We start from the raw sequence: 20,603 nt of genomic DNA on the forward strand, positions 1-20,603 counted from the left end.
CCAGCTTCCTCACATCCGGAAGATGCCGAACTTAGGCTCCGGCACCGGCGCGTTGCGCGCGGCGGCCAGGCCCAGTGCGAGCACACGGCGCGTGTCGGCCGGATCGATGATGCCGTCGTCCCACAGCCGCGCGGTGGCGTAGTAGGGGTGGCCCTGGTCCTCGTACTGCTGGCGGATCGGGGCCTTGAAGGCTTCTTCCTCTTCCTTGCTCCAGCTGCCGCCCTTGCCTTCGATGCCGTCGCGCTTCACGGTGGCGAGCACGCTCGCGGCCTGCTCGCCACCCATCACGCTGATGCGCGCGTTGGGCCACATCCAGAGGAAGCGCGGGCTGTACGCGCGGCCGCACATGCCGTAGTTGCCGGCGCCGAAGCTGCCGCCGATGATGATCGTGAACTTGGGCACGTTGGCGGTGGCCACGGCGGTCACCATCTTGGCGCCGTGGCGCGCGATGCCTTCGTTCTCGTACTTGCGGCCCACCATGAAGCCGGTGATGTTCTGCAGGAACACCAGCGGGATCTTGCGCTGGCAGCACAGCTCGATGAAGTGCGCGCCCTTCTGCGCCGACTCGCTGAACAGGATGCCGTTGTTGGCCACGATGCCCACGGGCATGCCCTCGATCTCGGCGAAGCCGCACACCAGCGTGGCGCCGAAGCGCGCCTTGAACTCGTGGAACTCGCTGCCGTCGACGATGCGCGCGATGATCTCTCGCACGTCGAAGGGCTTGCGCGTGTCGGTGGGGATCACGCCGTAGAGCTCTTCGCGCGGATACGCGGGCTCGCGCACTTGGGTCTTCGCCGGGGCCTCAGCAGCCTTCGCGTTGAGGTTGGCCACCGCCGAGCGCGCGAGCGCCAGCGCATGAAGGTCGTTCTGCGCGAGGTGGTCGGCCACGCCCGAAAGCCGCGTGTGCACGTCGCCGCCGCCCAGGTCCTCGGCCGTCACCACCTCGCCGGTGGCCGCCTTCACCAGCGGCGGGCCGCCCAGGAAGATGGTGCCCTGATTCTTCACGATGATCGATTCGTCGCTCATCGCCGGCACGTAGGCGCCGCCGGCCGTGCACGAGCCCATGACTACCGCGATCTGCGGAATGCCCTGGGCGCTCATGTTGGCCTGGTTGTAGAAGATGCGGCCGAAGTGCTCGCGGTCGGGGAACACCTCGTCCTGGTTCGGCAGGTTGGCGCCGCCCGAGTCGACGAGGTAGATGCACGGCAGGCGGTTCTGCTCGGCGATCTCCTGCGCGCGCAGGTGCTTCTTCACCGTCATGGGGTAGTAGGTGCCGCCCTTCACCGTCGCGTCGTTGCACACGATCATGCAGTCCACGCCGTTGACGCGGCCGATGCCCGCGATGATGCCCGCGCCCGGCGCCGACTCCGCGCCCTTGGCGTCGAGGTACATCGCATGCGCGGCCAGCGGCGCGATCTCCAGGAAGGGCGTGCCCGGGTCGAGCAGTTCGGCCACGCGGTCGCGCGGCAGCAGCTTGCCGCGCGCCGTGTGCTTGGCGCGCGCGGCCTCGCCGCCGCCCTGCTCCACTTTTGCGAACTGCGTGCGCAGGTCGTCGACCAGCGCGCGCATGGCTGCGGCGTTGGCCTGGAAGTCCGCCGAGCGGGCGTTCAGTTTGGTCTCGAGTTGGCTCATGCTGTCTTTTCTTGGCTGAGGCCGAGTTGCTCGGCCATGGCGTCGCGGATCTTGAATTTCTGGATCTTGCCGGTCACCGTCATCGGGAACTCGCTCACGAAGCGGATGTACTTCGGCACCTTGTAGTGCGCGATCTGGCCTTTGCAGAACTCGCGCACCTCTTCCTCGGTGGCGCTCTGGCCGGGCTTGACGATGATCCAGGCGCACAGCTCCTCGCCGTACTTGCGGTCGGGCAGGCCGACCACCTGAACGTCCTGCACCTTCGGGTGGCGATACAGGAATTCCTCGATCTCGCGCGGATAGATGTTCTCGCCGCCGCGGATCACCATGTCCTTGATGCGGCCGACGATGTTGACGTAGCCCTCGGCGTCCATGGTGGCGAGGTCGCCGGTGTGCATCCAGTGCTCGGCGTCGATGGCCTCGCGGGTCTTGGCCTCGTCGTCCCAGTAGCCGTGCATCACCGAATAGCCGCGCGTGCAGAGCTCGCCCGACTTGCCCGGCGGCATCACGGCGCCGGTCTCGGGGTCGACGATCTTCACCTCCAGGTGCGGCTGCACCGTGCCCACGGTCGACACGCGGCGGTCCAGCGGCGTATCGGTGCTGCTCTGGCAGCTCACGGGGCTGGTCTCGGTCATGCCGTAGGCGATGGTGATCTCGCTCAGGTGCATCTCGCTGACCACGCGCTTCATCACCTCGATGGGGCACGGCGAGCCGGCCATGATGCCGGTCCGCAGCGTCGAGAGGTCGAACTCCCTGAAGCGCGGGTGGTCGAGCTCGGCGATGAACATCGTCGGCACACCGTGCAGCGCGGTGCACTTCTCGGCCTGCACAGTCTCCAGCACCGTCAGCGGGTCGAAGCCGTCGTTCGGGTACACGATGGCCGAGCCGTGTGTAAGGCAGGCCAGGTTGCCCAGCACCATGCCGAAGCAGTGGTACAGCGGCACCGGAATGCACAGCCTGTCGGCGGGCGAGAGCTTCATGCACTCGCCGATGAAGAAGCCGTTGTTCAGGATGTTGCGGTGCGTGAGCGTCGCGCCCTTGGGGAAGCCGGTGGTGCCGCTGGTGAACTGGATGTTGATCGGGTCGGTGGCCTTCAGCGTCTTCTGCACCTGCGCGACGCGCGGGTCGCTGGCATCGCCGCTCGCGAACAGCTGCGAGAAGCGCTTCATGCCGGGCTGCTCGGCGCCCTCGCCCGGCTTCGCGTCGATCCAGAAGGTGTGGGCCAGCTGCGGCAGCTTCGCCGGGCCCAGCTCGCGCAGCATGCCGAGGTAGTCGCTGGTCTTGAACTGCGCCATCGTCACCAGCGCCTTGCAGCCGACCTTGTTGAGCGCGTATTCGAGCTCGGAGGTGCGGTAGGCGGGGTTGATGTTGACGAGGATCAGGCCCGCCTTGGCGGTGGCGATCTGCATCAGCACCCACGCCACGTTGTTGTGCGACCAGATGCCGACGCGGTCACCGGGCACGAGGCCCAGCTTCAACAGCGCGCTGGCGAGGCGGTTCGACTCGGCCTGCAGCTCGCGGTAGGTGTAGCGCTGGCCCTCGTGGCGGCTGACGAGCGCCTCGCGATCGGGCTGCTTCGCGACCATGTTGTCGAAGAAGTCGCCGATGGGCTGTTCGATGAGGGGGACGTCGGTGGCGCCCTTGCCGTAGCTCTCGGTCAATGCAGCGGTCATGCTCATTTCCTTCCTTGTCTCCTTGTCTCTGGCTCCTTCCCCCTTTGGGGGAAGGTTGGGATGGGGGCAGGCGGCCCTTGTTCAGTGCAATGCCTCATTCAACGCCGCTTGCCCCCACCCCTGCCCTCCCCCAGAGGGGGAGGAGAAAAACATCCTATGCCGTCTCAGCGAAAAGCTCGCGCCCGATCAGCATGCGCCGGATCTCGCTCGTGCCCGCGCCGATCTCGTACAGCTTGGCGTCGCGCCACAGCCGCTCGACCGGAAACTCCTTGGTGTAGCCCACGCCGCCCAGCGCCTGGATCGCCTCGCCGGCCATCCACGTCGCCTTCTCGGCCGAATACAGGATGGCGCCGGCCGCGTCCTTGCGGAAGGTGCGCGCATGGTCGTTGCGGTCGCAGGCCTTGCCCACCGCGTACACGTAGGCGCGCGTGGCCTGCCACGTCGAGTACATGTCGGCGATCTTGCCCTGCATCAGCTGGAACTCGCCGATGCTCTGGCCGAACTGCTTGCGCTCGTGGATGAAGGGCAGCACCGAGTCCATGCACGCAGCCATGATGCCCAGCGGACCGCCCGAGAGCACGGCGCGCTCGTAGTCGAGGCCGCTCATCAGCACCTTGGCGCCCTGGCCTTCGCCGCCCAGCACGTTCTCTTCGGGCACCTCGCAGTTGTCGAAGAACAGCGGGAAGGTGTTGGAGCCGCGCATGCCCAGCTTGTCGAGCTTGGTGCCGGCGGAAAAGCCCTTGAAGCCCTTCTCGACGATGAAGGCCGTCATGCCGCGCGCACCCATCTCGGGCTCGGTCTTGCCGTAGATGACCAGCGTATCGGCGTCGCCGCCGTTGGTGATCCACATCTTGCCGCCGTTGAGCACGTAGTAGCCGTTCTTCTTCTCGGCCTTGAGCTTCATGCTCACCACGTCGGAGCCGGCGTTGGGCTCGCTCATGGCCAGCGCGCCCACGTGCTCGCCGCTCACCAGCTTGGGCAGGTATTTCTTCTTCTGCGCCTCGCTGCCGTTGCGGTGGATCTGGTTCACGCACAGGTTGGAGTGCGCACCGTACGACAGGCCCACCGAGGCCGAGGCACGCGACACCTCTTCCATGGCCACGATGTGGGCAAGGTAGCCCAGCTCGGTGCCGCCGTACTCTTCCTTCACCGTCATGCCGTGCAGGCCGAGGTCGCCGAGCTTCTTCCAGAGGTCGTGCGGGAACAGGTTCTCGCGGTCGATGTCGGCGGCTCGGGGAGCGATCTCGTTCGCGGCGAAGTCCTGGATCGCGCTGCGCAGCGAGTCGATGGTCTCGCCCAGGTCGAAGTTCAGGCCGGGATCGTGCATGGGGTTTGTCTCCTCTGAGGGGTCGGCGCGCAGGGCTGCCCGCGCGGGATGGCGCTTGCTTGAAAGACCGCAGCTTACGCTTCGCCGTGCCTCAATTGGCGCCACAATGGTTGCAAATTGCGCCACGAGCCGCCCGCCAAGCCATGTCTCATCCGTCGTTCCTCCGCCCCACCCGCGCCGTCACGCCGATGGCGTTCGTGAGAGCCATCGTGCAGGCCTACGAGCGCTACGGCAAGGACCCCGCCGAGGCCCTGAAGGCGGCACAGATCACGCCGCGCGAACTGGCCCGGCCGGGCGCGCGGGTGACGGCAGCGCAGTTCGAGGCGCTGTCGAGCCACGCCATGCAGGAACTCGACGACGAGACGCTCGGCTGGTTCACACGGCGCCTGCCCTGGGGCAGCTACGGCATGCTGTGCCGCGCCTCGCTGAGTTCGCCCAACCTTGGCGTGGCCCTCAAGCGCTGGTGCCGGCACCATCGCCTGCTGACCGAGGACATCGACCTGTCGCTCGACGTGGCTGGCGGCGCGGCCACATTGCGCATCGCCGAGAACCGCCCGCTCGACGACGCCTTCCGCGAGTTCTGCCTGGTGACCACGCTGCGCTTCGTGCACGGCTACATGTGCTGGGCCATCGATTCGCGCATCTCGCTGCGCCACGCGAGCTTTCCGTTCGCCGCGCCGCCGCACAGCGACGCCTATCCGCTGATGTTCACGCCCGACGTGCGCTTCGGCGCGCCGCAGGCCGGCATCGCCTTCGACGAGCGCTACCTTGCCCTGCCGCTGCAGCGCGATGAGCGCGCGCTGCGCACCATGCTCAAGCGCGCGCTGCCGCTCACCATCCTGCAGTACCGCCGCGACCGCCTGCTGGGCCAGCGCGTGCGCGAACTGCTGCGCTCGCGCGCTGCCGAGGCCACCACTGCCGAGGCGCTGGCCGCGCTGCTCAACGTGTCGGGCCGCACGCTGCACCGGCAGCTGCACGAGGAAGGCACCTCGCTGCAGGCGCTGAAGAACGAAGTGCGCCACGAGATGGCCATCGAGCAACTGCGCCGCACCACGCGACCGATCAAGCAGGTGGCGCTGGCGGTGGGCTTCCGCAACGAGAAGAGCTTCTCGCGCGCCTTCCAGCAATGGACGGGGCAGGCGCCGCGGGACTTCAGGCAGCGGGACAAATAGGAGGCTGCGTCGGGATCTGGATCGGACAGCCGGACGCGGAGGGCGCGAAAGGAAAAACCGAGAAGTGGTCTTGGGTTCTTTTGCGGGCTTCGCGTGTTTTTCGGCTGCTGCCTGGTATCGACGTCAGCCGGCTCGCATCGACAGGAGCTGCTCTTCGCGAAAGAGCCTATCGAGCGTCGAGACCTGCCACGCGAACTCCTCGGCGAAGGCATCGGGATCGGTGATTGCGTAGGCGCCGTACGCATAGACGGTCGCGTAGGCCGCATATTCGGCGGCCTGCAGCGCGCGGCCGGCGACGGCCTGGTAGACGGCATAGGTCGCGGAGACCGCTGCATGGGCCGTTCCGTCGATGGAGCGGGAGCCCGGGTGGCTGCCCGCCACCACGGCCATCCGCTGTTCGGCCAACGCCAGGGCGGCGGAATCGGCCTTGCCTTCGAGAAATGCGCCCAGCGTGTCCAGGCCTTCCACGGCGTCCGGCGACTCCAGCAGGTGCCGCACGCGCTGCGCACATGCATGCCCGAAGCGCAGCCGCAGCAGCGCGTGCGCCTGCGCTTCGAGATCAGCCGCCTTCGCGAGTCGATGCAGTTCGGTGTTCATGAGCCTGCTGCAGCGTCCCGCCGATGATGGATCGCGTCGGGCTTCAGGCCGGCTGATCGATCAGCGCCAATGCGTCGGCGATCGACTTGCTGTCTTCCGGTCGCACCAGCTTCGCGACCTGCTTGCCGTCGCGCATGAACACCAGCGTGGGCCAGAGCCGCACATTGAACGAGCGGCCCAGCGGCCGGCCGCTGCCGTCTTCCACCTTGATGCGGCGCACGTTCGGATACTTCGCGAAGGCCTCGGCGATGTTCGGCTGCGCGGCCTTGCAGATGCCGCACCAGTTGGTGCCGAATTCGACGACGGCGGGACCGGTGAGCGCATCGATCTCGCTGCGCTCGGGTTGCTCGGTTTTGTATTCGGAGGTCATGGGGGTTTGCTTGCTTCCTGCGGCTGGAGAGTGGGCTGGGTTGGGCTGGGCTTGGCTGGAGCGCTGTGCTCCCTCGCATTCCAACAGAAACTCAGGCTGCCTGCAGCCCGTAGCCTGAAAGCAGCGCCGGCAGTTCGGCCATGTCGCTGAACACCCTCACTGCGCCCACGCTCAGCAGCGGGCCGGGGCCGCTGTGGCCCGATTCGCCCGTGCTGTAGCCGAACACCGTCGCGCCCGCGGCCACGCCGGCCATCGCGCCGGTGACCGTGTCTTCCACCACGGCGCAGCGCCTGGGGTCGACACCCAGCGCTTCGGCGGCGGCGAGGTACACGTCGGGATGCGGCTTGGAGCGCGGCATCTCGTGGCCACTGAAGATGCGGCCCTCGAAGTACTCCAGCAGGCCAACCTTGGCGAGCTGCAGCTCGACCTTGTGGCGATCGGCGCCCGAGGCGCAGGCAATGCGCCCGTCGAGCATGGCGTGGACCTCGCGGATCGCAGCAGGGGCATGGGCGATGGCCGTGAGATCGCGCTCCAGTGCCTCGTTGCGGCGGGCACGGAAGGCCTTGAGCCAATCGTCGGTGATCTTGAAGCCTGTCTTCGATTCGATCAGGGCGGCTTCGTCCTTCACGGCTTTGCCTGTGAAGGTGTTCATGGATTCTTCCGTGGTGATTTGCCAGCCTAGTTCGCCGAGCATTTCGGCCAGGACTCGGTTGGTGATGGGTTCGGAGTCGACCAGGACGCCGTCGCAGTCGAAGAGGACTGCGGAGAAGGGGAACGGGGGCATTTTTGGAAGGATGGCCTTTGGGTGGCGTGATGGTAGCAACCGGCCTTGGAATTGCTTCCCGGGGCCGGGTCTCGGCCCGGCCCCGGGAAAAAACTCAAGACACAGCCCGAATAGGTATGTACATCTCCCCCCCTCCAGCCATGAACTCCTTCGATTTCTCCTCCATCCCTTCAGCCAGAACCGCAGCCTCAGCAACCCCCTTCTGAGCAGCGTACTCCCGCACCTCCTGAGTAATCTTCATCGAGCAGAACTTGGGCCCGCACATCGAGCAGAAGTGCGCCACCTTGCTCGAATCCTTGGGCAGCGTCTCATCGTGGAATTCCCGCGCAGTATCGGGATCGAGCCCCAGGTTGAACTGGTCCTGCCACCGAAACTCGAAGCGCGCCTTGCTCAGCGCATCGTCCCGCGACCGAGCCCCCGGATGCCCCTTCGCCACATCCGCAGCATGCGCGGCGATCTTGTAGGCGATGATCCCCTGCTTCACGTCGTCGCGGTCGGGCAGGCCCAGATGCTCCTTCGGCGTCACGTAGCAGAGCATCGCGGTGCCGGCCCAGCCGATCATGGCCGCGCCGATCGCGCTGGCGATGTGGTCGTAGCCCGGCGCGATGTCGATGGTCAGCGGGCCCAGCGTGTAGAACGGCGCCTCGTGGCAGTGCTTGAGCTGTTCGTCCATGTTCGACTGGATCATGTGCATCGGCACGTGGCCCGGGCCTTCGATCATGGTCTGCACGTCGTGCTTCCACGCGATCTCCGTGAGCTCGCCCAGCGTGCGCAGCTCGGCGAACTGGGCCTCGTCGTTGGCATCGGCGCCCGAGCCGGGGCGCAGGCCGTCGCCGAGCGAGAAGCTCACGTCGTAGGCCTTCATGATGTCGCAGATGTCCTCGAAGTGCGTGTAGAGGAAGCTCTCCTTGTGGTGCGCGATGCACCACTTGGCCATGATCGAGCCGCCGCGCGACACGATGCCCGTCATGCGGTTGGCCGTCAGGTGAATGAAGGGCAGGCGCAGGCCGGCGTGGATGGTGAAGTAGTCGACGCCCTGTTCCGCCTGCTCGATGAGCGTGTCGCGGTAGATCTCCCAGGTGAGGTCCTCGGCCACGCCGCCCACTTTTTCGAGCGCCTGGTAGATGGGCACGGTGCCGATCGGCACGGGGCTGTTGCGCACGATCCAGTCGCGCGTGGTGTGGATGTTCTTGCCGGTGGAAAGGTCCATCACGTTGTCCGCGCCCCAGCGAATGGCCCACACCAGCTTCTCGACTTCTTCCTCGATGCTCGAGGTCACGGCCGAGTTGCCGATGTTGGCGTTGATCTTCACCTTGAAGTTGCGGCCGATGGCCATCGGCTCCACTTCGGGGTGGTTGATGTTTGCGGGAATGATCGCGCGGCCGCGCGCCACCTCGTCGCGCACGAACTCTGGCGTGATGATGCGCGGGATGCTCGCGCCCATCGGGTTGCCCGCCACGCGCTTCGCGCGCTCCTCGTTGGCGAGGTACTCGGCCATCCACTCGCGCTTGCCGTTCTCGCGCAGGGCCACGTATTCCATCTCTGGCGTGACGATGCCACGGCGCGCGTAGTGCATCTGCGTGACGTTGGCGCCCGACTTCGCGCGGCGCGGCGTGCGCTGCAGCGCCGAGGCGCCGGCGCGCAGCTCGGCCAGGCGCTGTGCGTCGCGGTCTTCGTTCTTCGCACCGTCGTCCAGCGCGTGGTGCGTGCGGCCTTCATAGCTTTCGGTGTCGTCGCGCTCCGCGATCCACGCGCCGCGCACGTCGGGCAGGCCGCGGCGCACGTCGATCTCGACCTTCGGATCCGTGTACGGGCCGGAGGTGTCGTAGAGCGACACGGTCTCGCCGTTGGTCAGCTGCACGTCGCGCACGGGCACGAACAGGTCGGGCCGGCTGCCCGGGATCACGCACTTGTGCGACGCGGGAAAGGGCTCGCGCGTCAGCGAAAGCAGCGAAGTGAACTTGTCGGGGGCATTCATCGGAGGCACTCCTTGTTGAGGGAAAGGGTGCTCCGCAATCGCTCGGTGGACTTCGGGAAGCCCGTCACGGAAGGGGGGAGTGACGGACCGGAGTCAGGGAGTGCAGCTCTTCTTACGCCGGTATGACCCGGATCAAGTTCGCGGGTCGGCAGCTTTGCCATCTCAGCACGCCACTTGCGTGCACCCCGGAGCGGGGCCGATTGTGCGAGCCTCGGCCCGGCGCGTCAACCCGGGGTTGTTACTGCAGGTCGCCGTCGACGTAGTACCAGCGCCCGTCCTCGCGCACGAAGCGGCTGCGCTCGTGCAGGCGCGTGGCAGCGCCGGAAGGGCCGCGTTGGCGCGCGACGAACTCGACTTCGGCATGGTCCGCGTCGAGCACGGAGCGCGAGCGGACGTCGAGCCCCAGCCACTTGACGCCCGGTTCGAACTCGATGGAGGCGGGGCGTCTGGACGCGTGCCAGGTGGCCAGAAGATATTCGCCGCGCTCCAGCACGAAGGCCGAATAGCGCGAGCGCATCAGCGATTCGGCGTCGGGCGCGGGCGTGTTCGGGAAATCGTCCAGATAGCGGCCGCAGCACAGGGCATAGGCGACGGGCTTGTCGCGGCGGTCGGTTCGGCCGCAGGGGCAGGGCCTGGATTGGGGATCGGGTGCACTCATGAAGACCTGCATTGGAACACCTCGCGGCCCTTGTGCCGAGAGGGCAAGCCCGCGGCACTCTTTCACATCACGCCAGCGCGCGTTGGATCAGCAGCTTCTGGATGTCCGACGTGCCTTCGTAGATCTGGCACACGCGCACGTCGCGGTAGATGCGTTCCAGCGGAAAGTCGTTCACGTAGCCGTAGCCGCCCAGCGTCTGGATGGCCGCGCTGCACACGCGCTCGGCCATCTCGCTGGCGAACAGCTTGGCCATGGCGGCTTCCTTCAGGCAGGGCAGGCCGGCGTCGCGCAGGCTCGCGGCGTGCCAGATCAACTGGCGCGCGGCCTCGATCTGCGTGGCGCATTCGGCGAGGCGGAAGCCCACGGCCTGCTGGTCGAAGATGGAGCCGCCGAAGGCCTGGCGCTCCTTGGCGTACGCCAGCGCCACGTCGAAGGCGCTGCGGGCCATGCCCACGCTCTGCGCGGCGATGCCGATGCGCCCGCCTTCCAGCGCGCCGAGAGCGATCTTGTAGCCCTCGCCCTCCGCGCCGATCAGGTTCTCGCGCGGGATGCGGCAGCCGTCGAAATTGATCTGCGCGGTGTCGCTGCTGTGCTGGCCGAGCTTGTCTTCCAGTCGCGCGACGTTGTAGCCGGGCGTGTCGGTGGGCACGATGAACGCGCTCATGCCGCGCTTGCCCGCGCCCTTGTCGGTCACCGCGATGACGATGGCCACCTGGCCGTTCTTGCCGCTGGTGATGAACTGCTTCACGCCGTCGATCACGTAGGCGTCGCCGTCCTTGCGCGCCGTGGTGCGCAGGCTCGATGCATCGCTGCCGGCCTGCGGCTCGGTCAGGCAGAAGGCGCCTAGCATCCGGCCCTGCGCCAGCGGCTCGAGCCACTGCTTCTTCTGCTGCCCGTTGCCGTAGCGCATGAGGATGGCGTTGACGGGGCAGTTGGTCACGCTGATGGCGGTGCTGGTGCCGCCGTCGCCGGCAGCGATTTCCTCCAGCACCAGCGCGAGCGTGAGGTAGTCGAGGCCGGCGCCGCCGTGCTCCTCGGGCACGCAGATGCCGTAGGCGCCCAGCGCCGCGAGGCCCTGGTGGGCTTCCTTGGGAAAGCTGTGCTCGCGGTCCCACTTCGCGGCGTTGGGCCAGAGTTCGGCTTGCGAGAAGTCGCGCACCGCGTCGCGGATGGCTTCCTGGTCTGCGCTGAGCAGCATGGCGTTGTCTCCTGTCTTTCTTGCTCGTCTTGCTTCGTGCTTCTTCCTACTTGCCGGCGCCCAGGTCCATGATGAGGCGGGCGGCCATGTACAGGCGACGCGGAATGGTGCTGATGTCCACGTACTCGGCCTTGTCGCTGTGGTAGCCGAAGCCCGGGAGGCCCAGGCTCTCGATCACGGGCTTGCCCGAGAGCGCCGCGTAGGCCGCGTCGGTGCCGCCGCCGGTACGCTCTTCCACGCCCAGGGTGCCGCCGGCTTCCTTGTAGTAGGCCACCGCCTTGTCGACCAGCTTCTTGCCGCCTTCGCCGGCATTGAAGGCCGGGCGGCCGCGCGTGACGATCACCTTCACGTCGGCCTCGGGCAGCTTCTTCTGCTGCGCGCGCTCTTCCAGCGTCTTCATGGCGGCGTCGAAGTCCTCGTTGCGTGCGTAGCGCACGTCGGCGTTCAGCGTGGCGCTGGCGGGGATGATGTTCGAGACGTTTCCGGCCTTGGCGATGGTCCAGTTGAAGCGCAGGTTCTTCGCCTTGTCGTCGATGTTCATCGTGCGCAGCACGAGGTCGGAGGCCTCGACCAACGCGTTCACGCCAAGTTCGGGCGCCGCACCGGCGTGCGAGGCCTTGCCGGTGATGTTGACCTGCACGTAGGCGATGCCCGAGGTACCCAGCGAGAGCTTCTCGTCGCCGGCGCTGGTGGGCTCGAAGGAGAGCACGTAGTCGGCCAGCTTGGCTTCTTCCTGGATCAGGTCGCGCGAGCCGAAGGAGCCCTTTTCCTCGTCGGTGTTGAACAGCACGGTGATGGTGCCGTAGTCGCGCACGCCGTAGTCCTTCAGCAGCTTGAGCGTATGCAGGATGACCGCGTTGCCGCCCTTGTCGTCGGCGATGCCAGGACCGTAGGCCTTGTCGCCCTCGATCTTGAACGGCGCCTTGGCGAGAGTGCCCTTGAGGTAGACGGTGTCCATGTGCGACATCAGCAGCAGGTTCTTGCCGCCGCGGCCCTTGATCTTGCCCACGATGTTGTCGCCCACCACGAGGCCGGCCGACTTGCTGCGCGTGACGGTGAAGCCGAGGTTCCTGAGTTCGCCCTCGAGATAGTTGCCGGCAGCGGCGATGCCTTCGGCGTCACCGGTGCCGGTCTCGATGTTGACCAGCTTCTCCAGCGTCTTGATCACCGCGGGCTGCTCGTCGGTGGCGGCCTGGAACAGCACGTTGTCGCGCTTCTGGGCCAGGGCGGTGCCCGCCACGAAGGCGGTGGCCAGCACGGCGGCGATGGCGGTGCGGTGGATGGATGGGCGCATGAAAACTCCTGCTCTACGCATTGTTCGTTCGGGTTGTCTGAATGAAAAAGGCTGGTGAACGCCTCTCCTCGGGCGTTCCCAGCCATGGTTCTTATAGCAATTCGAGTGCCACCGCGGTGCCTTCGCCGCCGCCGATGCACAGCGTGGCCACGCCGCGCGTCTTGCCGCGCGCCTTCAGCGCGTGGATCAGCGTGACCATGATGCGCGCGCCGCTGGCGCCGATCGGGTGGCCCAGCGCGCAGGCGCCGCCGTGCACGTTGACGATGTCGTGCGACACGTCGAGCTCGTGCATCAGCGCCATGGGCACCACGGCGAAGGCTTCGTTCACTTCCCAGAGGTCGACGTCGCGCGCCTTCCAGCCGGTCTTGGCGAAGAGCTTCTGCACGGCGCCGACGGGCGCGGTGGAGAACCACTCGGGCTGCTGCGCGTGCGTGGCATGGCCGACGATGCGCGCGATGGGCTTGGCGCCGATCTTCTTCGCGTGCGACTCGGTCATCATCACCAGCGCGGCAGCGCCGTCGTTGATCGACGAACTCGACGCGGCGGTGATCGTGCCGCCCTCTTTCTTGAATGCGGGCTTGAGCGTGGGGATCTTGTCGAGCTTGACCTTGCCGGGGCCCTCGTCGACCGAGATCACGGTCTCGCCGCCGCGGCCCTTGACGGTGACGGGCACGATCTCGTCCTTGAAGAGGCCGGTGTCGGTGGCCTTCTTGGCGCGTTCGACGCTGGCGATGGCGAAGGCGTCCTGCTGCTCGCGCGTGAACTTGTACTTGGCGGCACAGTCCTCGCCGAAGGTGCCCATGCTGCGGCCGGGCTGGTAGGCGTCTTCCAGGCCGTCGAGCATCATGTGGTCGAAGATGCGGTCGTGGCCCATGCGGTAGCCGCCGCGGCCCTTGAGCATGAGGTACGGCGCGTTGGTCATGCTTTCCATGCCGCCGGCCACCATCACTTCGTGCGTGCCCGCCAGCAGCAGGTCGTGCGCGAGCATCGCGGCCTTCATGGCAGAGCCGCACATCTTGCTGAGCGTGACCGCGCCCGCGCTGTCGGGCAGGCCGCCCTTGTAGGCCGCCTGGCGCGCCGGGGCCTGGCCCTGGCCGGCCATCAGGCAGTTGCCGAAGAGCACCTCGCCCACGCTGTCGGGCGCGATGCCGGCGCGCTCGACGGCGGCCTTGATGGCCGCGCCGCCCAGGTCGTGCGCGGAGAGGGAGGCGAAGTCGCCCTGGAAGCCGCCCATGGGGGTGCGGGCGGCGCCGACGATGACGATGGATTCGGACATGGTGGGGTCTCCTTCGGTAATTCAGTGATGTGGAAGCGGAATCGGAAAGAAAGGGGAACGATCGGTCAGAAATGCGTCGCGTGCCCTTCGTGCTGGAAGCGCTGCGACTCTTCGTACGGGAACACGTCGAGCATCTGCCCGGCCTGGATGCGTTCCTTGTGGTGCTGCCAGAAGGCGGCGTCGAGCAGGTCGGCGTGGTGCGCCATGAAGGCGGCGCGCACGTCCTTGTTGCCGAGCAGGAAGGGTTCGAAGGTCTCGGGGAACACATCCTTCGGGCCTACCGAGTACCAGATCTCGCCGCTCATCTCGTCTTCCTCGTTGCGCGGCGCGGGCACCTTGCGGAACTGGCAGTCGGTGACGTATTCGATCTCGTCGTAGTCGTAGAACACGACCTTGCCGCCGCGCGTGACGCCGAAGTTCTTCCAGAGCATGTCGCCGGGGAAGATGTTGGCGGCCACCATGTCCTTGATGGCGTTGCCGTATTCGACGACCGCGTGCTCGAGCTGATCCTTCGCGCGCTTCGCATGCGCCGGGCTTTCGGGATTGGCCAGCGTGTCGAAGGCTTCCTGCAGGTAGATGTTGAGCGGGATCATGCGCCGCTCGATGTAGACGTGCTTGACCACGACTTCCATTTCCCCGTTGCCGTCGCGGTCGCCGATCTCGAGCTGGCTGGGCGCGAACTTGCGGATCTCCTCGATCAGCTCGGGCTCGAAGCGGTCGAGCGGGAAGCCCACGTCGCTGTACTCCAGCGTGTCGGCCATGCGGCCCACGCGGTCGTGCTGCTTCACGAGCATGTACTTGCCCTTGATCTGCTCGCGCGTGGTGTCCTTCTGCGGCGGATAGAAGTCCTTGATGACCTTGAACACGAACGGGAACGAAGGCAGGTCGAACACCAGCATCACCATGCCCTTGATGCCGGGCGCGATGCGGAAGCGGTCGCTCGAGTAGTTCAGGTGCGAGAGGAAGTCGCGGTAGAAGAGCGTCTTGCCCTGCTTGGCCAGGCCCAGCGCGTTGTAGATCTCGGCGCGCGGCTTGCGCGGCATGAGCGAGCGCAGGAACTGCACCCAGGCCGAGGGCACTTCCATGTCGACCATGAAGTAGGCGCGCGCGAAGCTGAAGAGCATCTGCAGGTCGTCTTCGCCGAAGAGCGCCGCGTCGATGTAGAACCTGCCGTGGCTGTCGTGCAGTATGGGCAGCGAGAACGGCAGCTCGGTGAAGCCGTTCATGATCTTGCCGACCACGTAGGCGCCCTTGTTGCGGAAGAACAAGCCCGACAGCACCTGCAGCTGGAAGTTGGCGCGCAGCTTGACCTGGTGGAAGCGGTTCAGGATGACGTGCGCCACGCGCCGCGCGTCGCGCCGCTTGTCGGCGAAGTTTCCGAGCAGCGCGAAGTCGTCGAGCATCTGCTCGATGGTGTCGGCCAGCGTCTCGGGCTTGGGGTAGTAGGGGCGATAGGTGGGTGCGCCGCGCGGCTCGATGTACTCGGTGCTGATGGCCGGGCGCACGAAGATGAAGTCGTTCTGGAAGTACGCGCGGTGCAGGATCTTCGTGGTGACCGAGTTGAAGAAGCTCTCGGCCAGCTCGGGCTGGTGGTGGTCCACCAGCAGGCCGATGTAGTGCAGCTTGACCTGGTGCCACACGTCCATGGGCTGGTCGCCGGCCTTGAACTCCTTCTCGAGCCGGGCCACGGCCTCGCTCACGCGCAGGTCGTAGAACTCGATGCGTTCGCGCTGCGCGCGCTGCTGGCCGTGCCAGTCGGCGGTTTCGAAGCGGTGCTTGGCACGCGCCGACTCGGCCCTGAACAACCGGTAGTGCCGGTTGAAGCCGTCCATCATCGCCTTCGCGATGTCGTAGGCCAGCGGCGAGTCGAGGCGCTGCGGGAACATGACGGGCGAAGGTGCGGCGGGAAGGCGGCGGGCCGCTCGGCGTCAGGCCTGGCCGGAGCCTTCGGCCTTGGGCTGCGCGCCGATCGACCGGACCACTTCGCCGGGCTTGCTCCACTTGTGGCGGATGCGCTGCACCGTGGCCTTGTAGGCGGCGTCCAGCGGCTGGGTGCCGTCCACGCTCAGGCCCAGGTCCTGCAGCAGGCCGTCGTGCACGCCGAAGGTCCAGCCGTGGATCTTCACTTTCTGGCCGCGCGCCCACGCATCGACCATCACGGTGCTGACCGCCACGTTGACCACCTGCTCGGCCACGTTGAGCTCGCACAGCGCGTCGACGCGTGCATCCTCGTCGGGCAGGCTCTCGAGCATCACGTGGTGGCGGTCGCGCACGTCCTGGATGTGGCGGATCCAGTTGTCGGCCAGGCCGATGCGCTTGCCGCTCAACGCGGCCTTCACGCCCGCGCAGCCGTAGTGGCCCACCACCATGATGTGCTCGACCTTCAGGTGCTCCACCGCGAACTGGATCGCAGAGAGCGCGTTGAGGTCGGAGTGCACCACGATGTTGGCGACGTTGCGGTGCACGAACACTTCGCCCGGCTCCAGGCCGGTGATCTGGTTGGCGGGCACGCGGCTGTCGGAACAGCCGATCCACATGTAGCGCGGCGTCTGCTGCTTCACCAGGCTGGTGAAGAAGCCGGGCCGGTCGCGCTCCATCTGGGCGGACCAGGCGCGGTTGTGAGCGAAGAGGTCGTCGAGGGTATCGGATTTGTCGGACATAGTCGGCTATTGTCGATGAGTCGTGTATCAGGCCTTGGCTTCGGCCGGTCTGGAGGCCTTGCCGGCCTTCTGTGCCTTGGCGAGCGTCGCCCGCCCCTTCTTCTCGTGCTCCTTCACTTCCGCGAGGTTGGCCTGCAATTCGGCCAGCTGCGCCTCCAGCTGGGCCCTGTGGGCGCCCAGCACGCCGAGGAAATTTTTCCAGCTGCGCGACGGTGTCGCGCGGGCTGTCGTACATGTCGAGGATATCTTTTGCCTCCGTCAGGCTCAGGCCGAGGCGCTTGGCGCGCAGCGTGAGCGTGAGCCGGGCGCGGTCGCGCGTGCTGTAGATGCGCTGCAGGCCGGCGCGCTCGGGCGAGAGCAGGCCCATGTCCTCGTAGAAGCGGATCGCCCGCGTCGTGAGATCGAACTCCTTCGCGAGCTGGCTGATGGTGAAGGTCTGCGCGGGCATGACGACGGTGGCGGGAAAAGGCTCCATTCGGGGGCGTTACGGGCGCGACGGGGGCGTTACGGGCGCGACAGCAGGTTTTCGCCGCGATCCCTACAATGGTGCCCTTGACTCATGACGTTTACGTAAACGTCAATCTTACATGAACCTCCTCGAACGCGAACTCCACTACCCGCTCGGCGACACGCTCCCCGAACCCGGCCAGACCCTGGAAGTGGCGCCCGGCGTGCGCTGGATCCGCATGCGGCTGCCCTTCGCGCTCGACCACATCAACCTCTGGCTGCTGCGCGACAGCATCGACGGCGTCGAGGGCTGGACGGTGGTCGACTGCTGCATCGCCCGCGACGAGGCGCGCGCCCAGTGGGAGCAGGTCTTCGAGACGCAGCTGCAGGGCCTGCCGATCCTGCGCGTCATCGTCACGCACATGCACCCCGACCACATCGGCCTGGCCGACTGGCTGTGCAAGCGCTGGAACGCTCCGCTGTGGATCAGCTCCACCGACTACCACGTGGCCCGCGTGCTCAGCACCGCCGGCGACACCCTCGCCGGCGGCGAGCAGGCGGCGCGCTTCTTCGCGTCGCACGGCCTGACCGACCCCGAGGCGGTCGCCAAGATCCGCGCGCGCACCAACTACTACGCGAACATGGTGCCCTCGGTGCCCGACAGCTTCGTGCGCATGCTCGACGGCGACGTCGTGAGCATCGGCGGCCACGACTGGCGCTGCATCAGCGGCTACGGCCACGCGCCCGAGCACATCTCGCTGTACTGCGACGAGCTCAAGCTGCTGCTGGGCGGCGACATGATGCTGCCGCGCATCTCCACCAACGTGAGCGTGCACGCGGGCGAGCCCGAGGCGAACTCGCTGCGCCTGTTCCTCGACAGCATCGAGAGGTTCAAGGCGCTGCCGGCCGACACGCTGGGCCTGCCCTCTCACGGCAAGCCGTTCCGGGGCATCCATCGCCGCGTCGAGCAGCTGCAGGAGCACCATCGCGACCGGCTGGCCGAGTTGCTCGAAGCCTGCACGGCACGCGCGCTGACGGCTGCCGAGGGCCTGCCGATCCTGTTCAAGCGCGAACTCGACCTGCACCAGATGACCTTCGCAATGGGCGAGACCGTGGCGCACCTGCACCTGCTGTGGTTCGCGGGCCAGGTGCGACGCGAGCTGGGCAAGGACGGCATCTACCGCTTCGGCCCCAAGGCCACCGCAGCCGCGACGGCTTAGACTCGCCGCATGAACGACACGCTGGCTCAGCTGCGCGCGGGCCGGCTGGCAGGCGCAACACGCATCGATCTCTCTTGCGGGCTCACCGAGTTTCCGCGCGAGGTCTTCGATCTTGCCGATTCGCTCGAGGTGCTGAACCTGTCGGGCAATGCGCTCGACACCCTGCCCGACGACCTGCATCGCCTGCACCGGCTGCGCGTGCTCTTCTGTTCGGACAACCGCTTCAGCACGCTGCCGGAGTCCATCGGACGCTGCCACGGCCTGGACATCGTCGGCTTCAAGGCCAACCGCATTCGCAGCGTGCCTGCCGCGGCACTGCCGCCCTCACTGCGCTGGCTGATCCTCACCGACAACGAAATCGAAGAGCTGCCCGACCCGCTGGGCGCATGCACGCGCATGCAGAAGCTGATGCTGGCAGGCAACCGCCTGCGCGCGCTGCCCGCGTCGATGGCGGCGCTCAAGCAGCTCGAGCTGCTGCGCATCTCCGCCAACCGCTTCGAGGCCCTGCCCGAATGGCTGCCTTCGCTGCCGCGCCTGTCGTGGCTGGCCTGCGCGGGCAATCCCTTCGACACGCAGGCCGAGGACGCAGCCATCGTCGCCCGGTCGGTACCGCATGTCGACTGGAGCGAAATCACGCTGGGCGAAAGGCTCGGCGAAGGCGCATCGGGCGTGATTCACAGGGCCACGCTCGGCGCCGCCGCGCAGCCGGTGGCGGTCAAGCTCTTCAAGGGCGCGGTCACCAGCGACGGCTGGCCGCACAGCGAAATGGCCGCCAGCATCGCGGCCGGCGAGCACCCCACGCTGATCGCCGCGCGCAGCCGCATCGACGGCCATCCCGAAGGCACGGAGGGCCTGGTGATGGCGCTGGTCGATCCGGCGTTCGCCACGCTCGCAGGGCCGCCCAGCCTCGCATCGTGCACGCGCGACGTCTATGCCGCGGAGGCGCATTGGACATCCGGCACGGCACTGCGCATCGCCTGCGACATCGCATCGGCCATGCAGCACCTGCACGCGCGGGGAATCCTTCACGGCGACCTCTACGCGCACAACATCCTCTGGCACGCCCAGGGCGGCGGACGGCTCGGCGACTTCGGCGCCGCCTGGCTCACGGGTTCGCTCGACGCGGCACAGGCGCGAGCCTTCCAGGCGCTGGAAGTGCGCGCCTTCGGCTGCCTGCTCGAGGAATTGCTCGAGCGCTGCACCGACGCGGCACCTGCATCGGTGGCCATGCTGAAAGACCGCTGCCTGCACCCCGAGCCCGCCACGCGCCCGACATTCGCCGAAGCCCTGTCGCTGCTACAGCAGCAGGCGCCTTCCGCGCCATGACCCGGCGCCGGCCACCCCAGCTGCCGCTGCCCACGCGCGACGGCGTCGGACCGAGCTGCACCGGCCTGCCGTACGGCCCCTGGCCGACGATCGCCGAGTTCCTGATCGAGCGCTTTCCCATCATCACGCGCGAAGCCTGGCTGGAGCGCATGGAGGCGGGAGACGTCGTCGATGAGCACGGCGTGCCCGTGACCGCCACGCGCCGCTACCAGTCGCCGCTGCGCGTGTACTACTACCGCACGCTCGACGGCGAGATCAGCATTCCCTTCGAGGAGCAGGTCGTGTTCCAGGACGACGAGCTGCTGGTGGTCGACAAGCCCCCCTTCGTGCCGGTCACGCCCAAGGGCAAGTACCTGAAGGAAAGCCTGCTGGTGCGCCTGAAACGCAAGCTGAAGCTCGACGACCTCGTGCCGCTGCACCGCATCGACCGCAGCACCTCGGGGCTGGTGCTGTTCTCCGTGCGGCCCGCGACGCGCGGCGCCTACCAGTCGCTGTTTCCCGAGCGGCGCATCACCAAGCACTACGAGGCCGTGGTGCCGTGGCGCGAGGGCGTGTCGTCGGTGCCCGAGGTCTATCGCAGCCGGCTGGTCGACGACGACCACTTCATGCGCGTGCGCGAGGAGCCCGGCGAGCCCAACTCCGAGACCCGCGTCGAGGTGCTGCGCGTGCACGAGGGCCATGCGCTGCTGCGGCTGTCGCCGATCACGGGCCGCAAGCACCAGCTTCGCGTGCACTGCATGGCGCTGGGCATGCCGATCGTGAACGATCCGATCTACCCCGTGCTGCTGCCCGAGGGCGCCGACGACTTCGGCAAGCCCATGCAGCTGCTGGCCCGGTCGCTCGCCTTCGCCGATCCGCTGACCGGCGCCCCGCGCAGCTTCGCCAGTCCCCGCAGCCTGCTGCTGACACCGAGGTGACGCGCGCGCGGCGCGCCGCGCACTAAGCTCGTTTCCCGAATCCGATCACGATCACTCATTCAGGAGACACCCGC

Annotated in this window: 17 protein-coding genes, 1 pseudogene and 1 riboswitch; of the genes and pseudogenes, 4 read left to right on the plus strand and 14 right to left on the minus strand. The window is 67.3% G+C overall.

Annotated elements, in window-relative coordinates; genetic code table 11:
• Positions 1-9: 9 nt before the first annotated feature.
• The 3 genes from ACHMXA_RS30330 to ACHMXA_RS30340 all read right to left on the minus strand — a co-directional run bounded on the left by ACHMXA_RS30330 (position 10) and on the right by ACHMXA_RS30340 (position 4,632).
• Positions 10-1,632 carry a carboxyl transferase domain-containing protein gene (locus ACHMXA_RS30330; RefSeq protein WP_395317509.1) on the minus strand — a complete coding sequence of 541 codons (1,623 nt, stop codon included), beginning with the start codon at positions 1,630-1,632 and terminating at the stop codon, positions 10-12.
• Complete coding sequence (locus tag ACHMXA_RS30335) at positions 1,629-3,311, minus strand: AMP-binding protein (protein ID WP_395317510.1); 1,683 nt, start codon at positions 3,309-3,311, stop codon at positions 1,629-1,631. Before ACHMXA_RS30335 ends, ACHMXA_RS30330 begins: the two co-directional genes overlap by 4 nt.
• A gap of 148 nt (positions 3,312-3,459) precedes the next feature.
• On the minus strand, positions 3,460-4,632 hold the full coding sequence (locus ACHMXA_RS30340; protein WP_395317511.1) for an isovaleryl-CoA dehydrogenase: 1,173 nt from the start codon (positions 4,630-4,632) through the stop codon (positions 3,460-3,462).
• Positions 4,633-4,775: 143 nt separating this feature from the next.
• Here ACHMXA_RS30340 and ACHMXA_RS30345 point away from each other — a divergent pair, with 143 nt between their 5' ends.
• Entirely contained in the window at positions 4,776-5,804 is a 1,029-nt protein-coding gene (locus tag ACHMXA_RS30345) for an AraC family transcriptional regulator (RefSeq protein WP_395317512.1), read from the plus strand.
• Positions 5,805-5,927: 123 nt separating this feature from the next.
• On the opposite strand, the gene ACHMXA_RS30350 is transcribed toward ACHMXA_RS30345, so the two are convergent.
• The 11 genes and pseudogenes from ACHMXA_RS30350 to ACHMXA_RS30400 form a co-directional block, all read right to left on the minus strand.
• Positions 5,928-6,401, minus strand: a complete 474-nt coding sequence (locus ACHMXA_RS30350) for a hypothetical protein (RefSeq protein WP_395317513.1) — start codon at positions 6,399-6,401, stop codon at positions 5,928-5,930.
• Between the two features lie 43 nt (positions 6,402-6,444).
• Complete coding sequence (locus ACHMXA_RS30355) at positions 6,445-6,771, minus strand: thioredoxin family protein (protein ID WP_395317514.1); 327 nt, start codon at positions 6,769-6,771, stop codon at positions 6,445-6,447.
• A gap of 91 nt (positions 6,772-6,862) precedes the next feature.
• Positions 6,863-7,555: an HAD family hydrolase gene (locus ACHMXA_RS30360; protein ID WP_395317515.1), complete on the minus strand. Its 693-nt coding sequence runs from the start codon at positions 7,553-7,555 to the stop codon at positions 6,863-6,865.
• Positions 7,556-7,649: 94 nt separating this feature from the next.
• Positions 7,650-9,533, minus strand: coding sequence for a phosphomethylpyrimidine synthase ThiC (thiC, locus tag ACHMXA_RS30365; RefSeq protein ID WP_395317516.1), 1,884 nt, complete (start codon positions 9,531-9,533; stop codon positions 7,650-7,652).
• Between the two features lie 92 nt (positions 9,534-9,625).
• Positions 9,626-9,731, minus strand: a riboswitch (TPP riboswitch).
• Between the two features lie 40 nt (positions 9,732-9,771).
• Positions 9,772-10,191, minus strand: coding sequence for a YchJ family protein (locus ACHMXA_RS30370; RefSeq protein WP_395317517.1), 420 nt, complete (start codon positions 10,189-10,191; stop codon positions 9,772-9,774).
• A gap of 67 nt (positions 10,192-10,258) precedes the next feature.
• Positions 10,259-11,389, minus strand: coding sequence for an acyl-CoA dehydrogenase family protein (locus tag ACHMXA_RS30375; protein WP_395317518.1), 1,131 nt, complete (start codon positions 11,387-11,389; stop codon positions 10,259-10,261).
• A 46-nt stretch (positions 11,390-11,435) separates the two neighbouring features.
• A complete protein-coding gene (locus ACHMXA_RS30380) occupies positions 11,436-12,683 on the minus strand; it encodes a glutamate carboxypeptidase (RefSeq protein ID WP_395317519.1) in 1,248 nt (415 codons plus the stop codon).
• A gap of 91 nt (positions 12,684-12,774) precedes the next feature.
• A complete protein-coding gene (locus tag ACHMXA_RS30385) occupies positions 12,775-13,959 on the minus strand; it encodes an acetyl-CoA C-acyltransferase (RefSeq protein ID WP_395317520.1) in 1,185 nt (394 codons plus the stop codon).
• A 65-nt stretch (positions 13,960-14,024) separates the two neighbouring features.
• Positions 14,025-15,845, minus strand: a complete 1,821-nt coding sequence (gene aceK / locus ACHMXA_RS30390) for a bifunctional isocitrate dehydrogenase kinase/phosphatase (protein ID WP_395317521.1) — start codon at positions 15,843-15,845, stop codon at positions 14,025-14,027.
• Between the two features lie 42 nt (positions 15,846-15,887).
• The gene (gene can / locus ACHMXA_RS30395) at positions 15,888-16,619 is read right to left on the minus strand and encodes a carbonate dehydratase (RefSeq protein WP_395317522.1); all 732 of its coding nucleotides are present in this window, start codon (positions 16,617-16,619) and stop codon (positions 15,888-15,890) included.
• A gap of 27 nt (positions 16,620-16,646) precedes the next feature.
• A pseudogene (locus ACHMXA_RS30400) lies at positions 16,647-17,067 on the minus strand (MerR family DNA-binding transcriptional regulator).
• 139 nt (positions 17,068-17,206) lie between these two features.
• Between ACHMXA_RS30400 and ACHMXA_RS30405 the strand changes: the two are divergent.
• From ACHMXA_RS30405 to ACHMXA_RS30415, 3 genes are read left to right on the plus strand one after another with little or no spacing between them, the layout of a single operon-like run.
• Positions 17,207-18,286, plus strand: a complete 1,080-nt coding sequence (locus tag ACHMXA_RS30405) for an MBL fold metallo-hydrolase (protein ID WP_395317523.1) — start codon at positions 17,207-17,209, stop codon at positions 18,284-18,286.
• Between the two features lie 9 nt (positions 18,287-18,295).
• Entirely contained in the window at positions 18,296-19,612 is a 1,317-nt protein-coding gene (locus ACHMXA_RS30410; RefSeq protein WP_395317524.1) for a leucine-rich repeat-containing protein kinase family protein, read from the plus strand.
• The gene (locus tag ACHMXA_RS30415) at positions 19,609-20,529 is read left to right on the plus strand and encodes a pseudouridine synthase (RefSeq protein ID WP_395317525.1); all 921 of its coding nucleotides are present in this window, start codon (positions 19,609-19,611) and stop codon (positions 20,527-20,529) included. Before ACHMXA_RS30410 ends, ACHMXA_RS30415 begins: the two co-directional genes overlap by 4 nt.
• Positions 20,530-20,603: the final 74 nt, after the last annotated feature.

The organism is Variovorax sp. UC74_104 (assembly GCF_044055375.1).
Taxonomy (GTDB): Bacteria; Pseudomonadota; Gammaproteobacteria; order Burkholderiales; family Burkholderiaceae_C; genus Variovorax.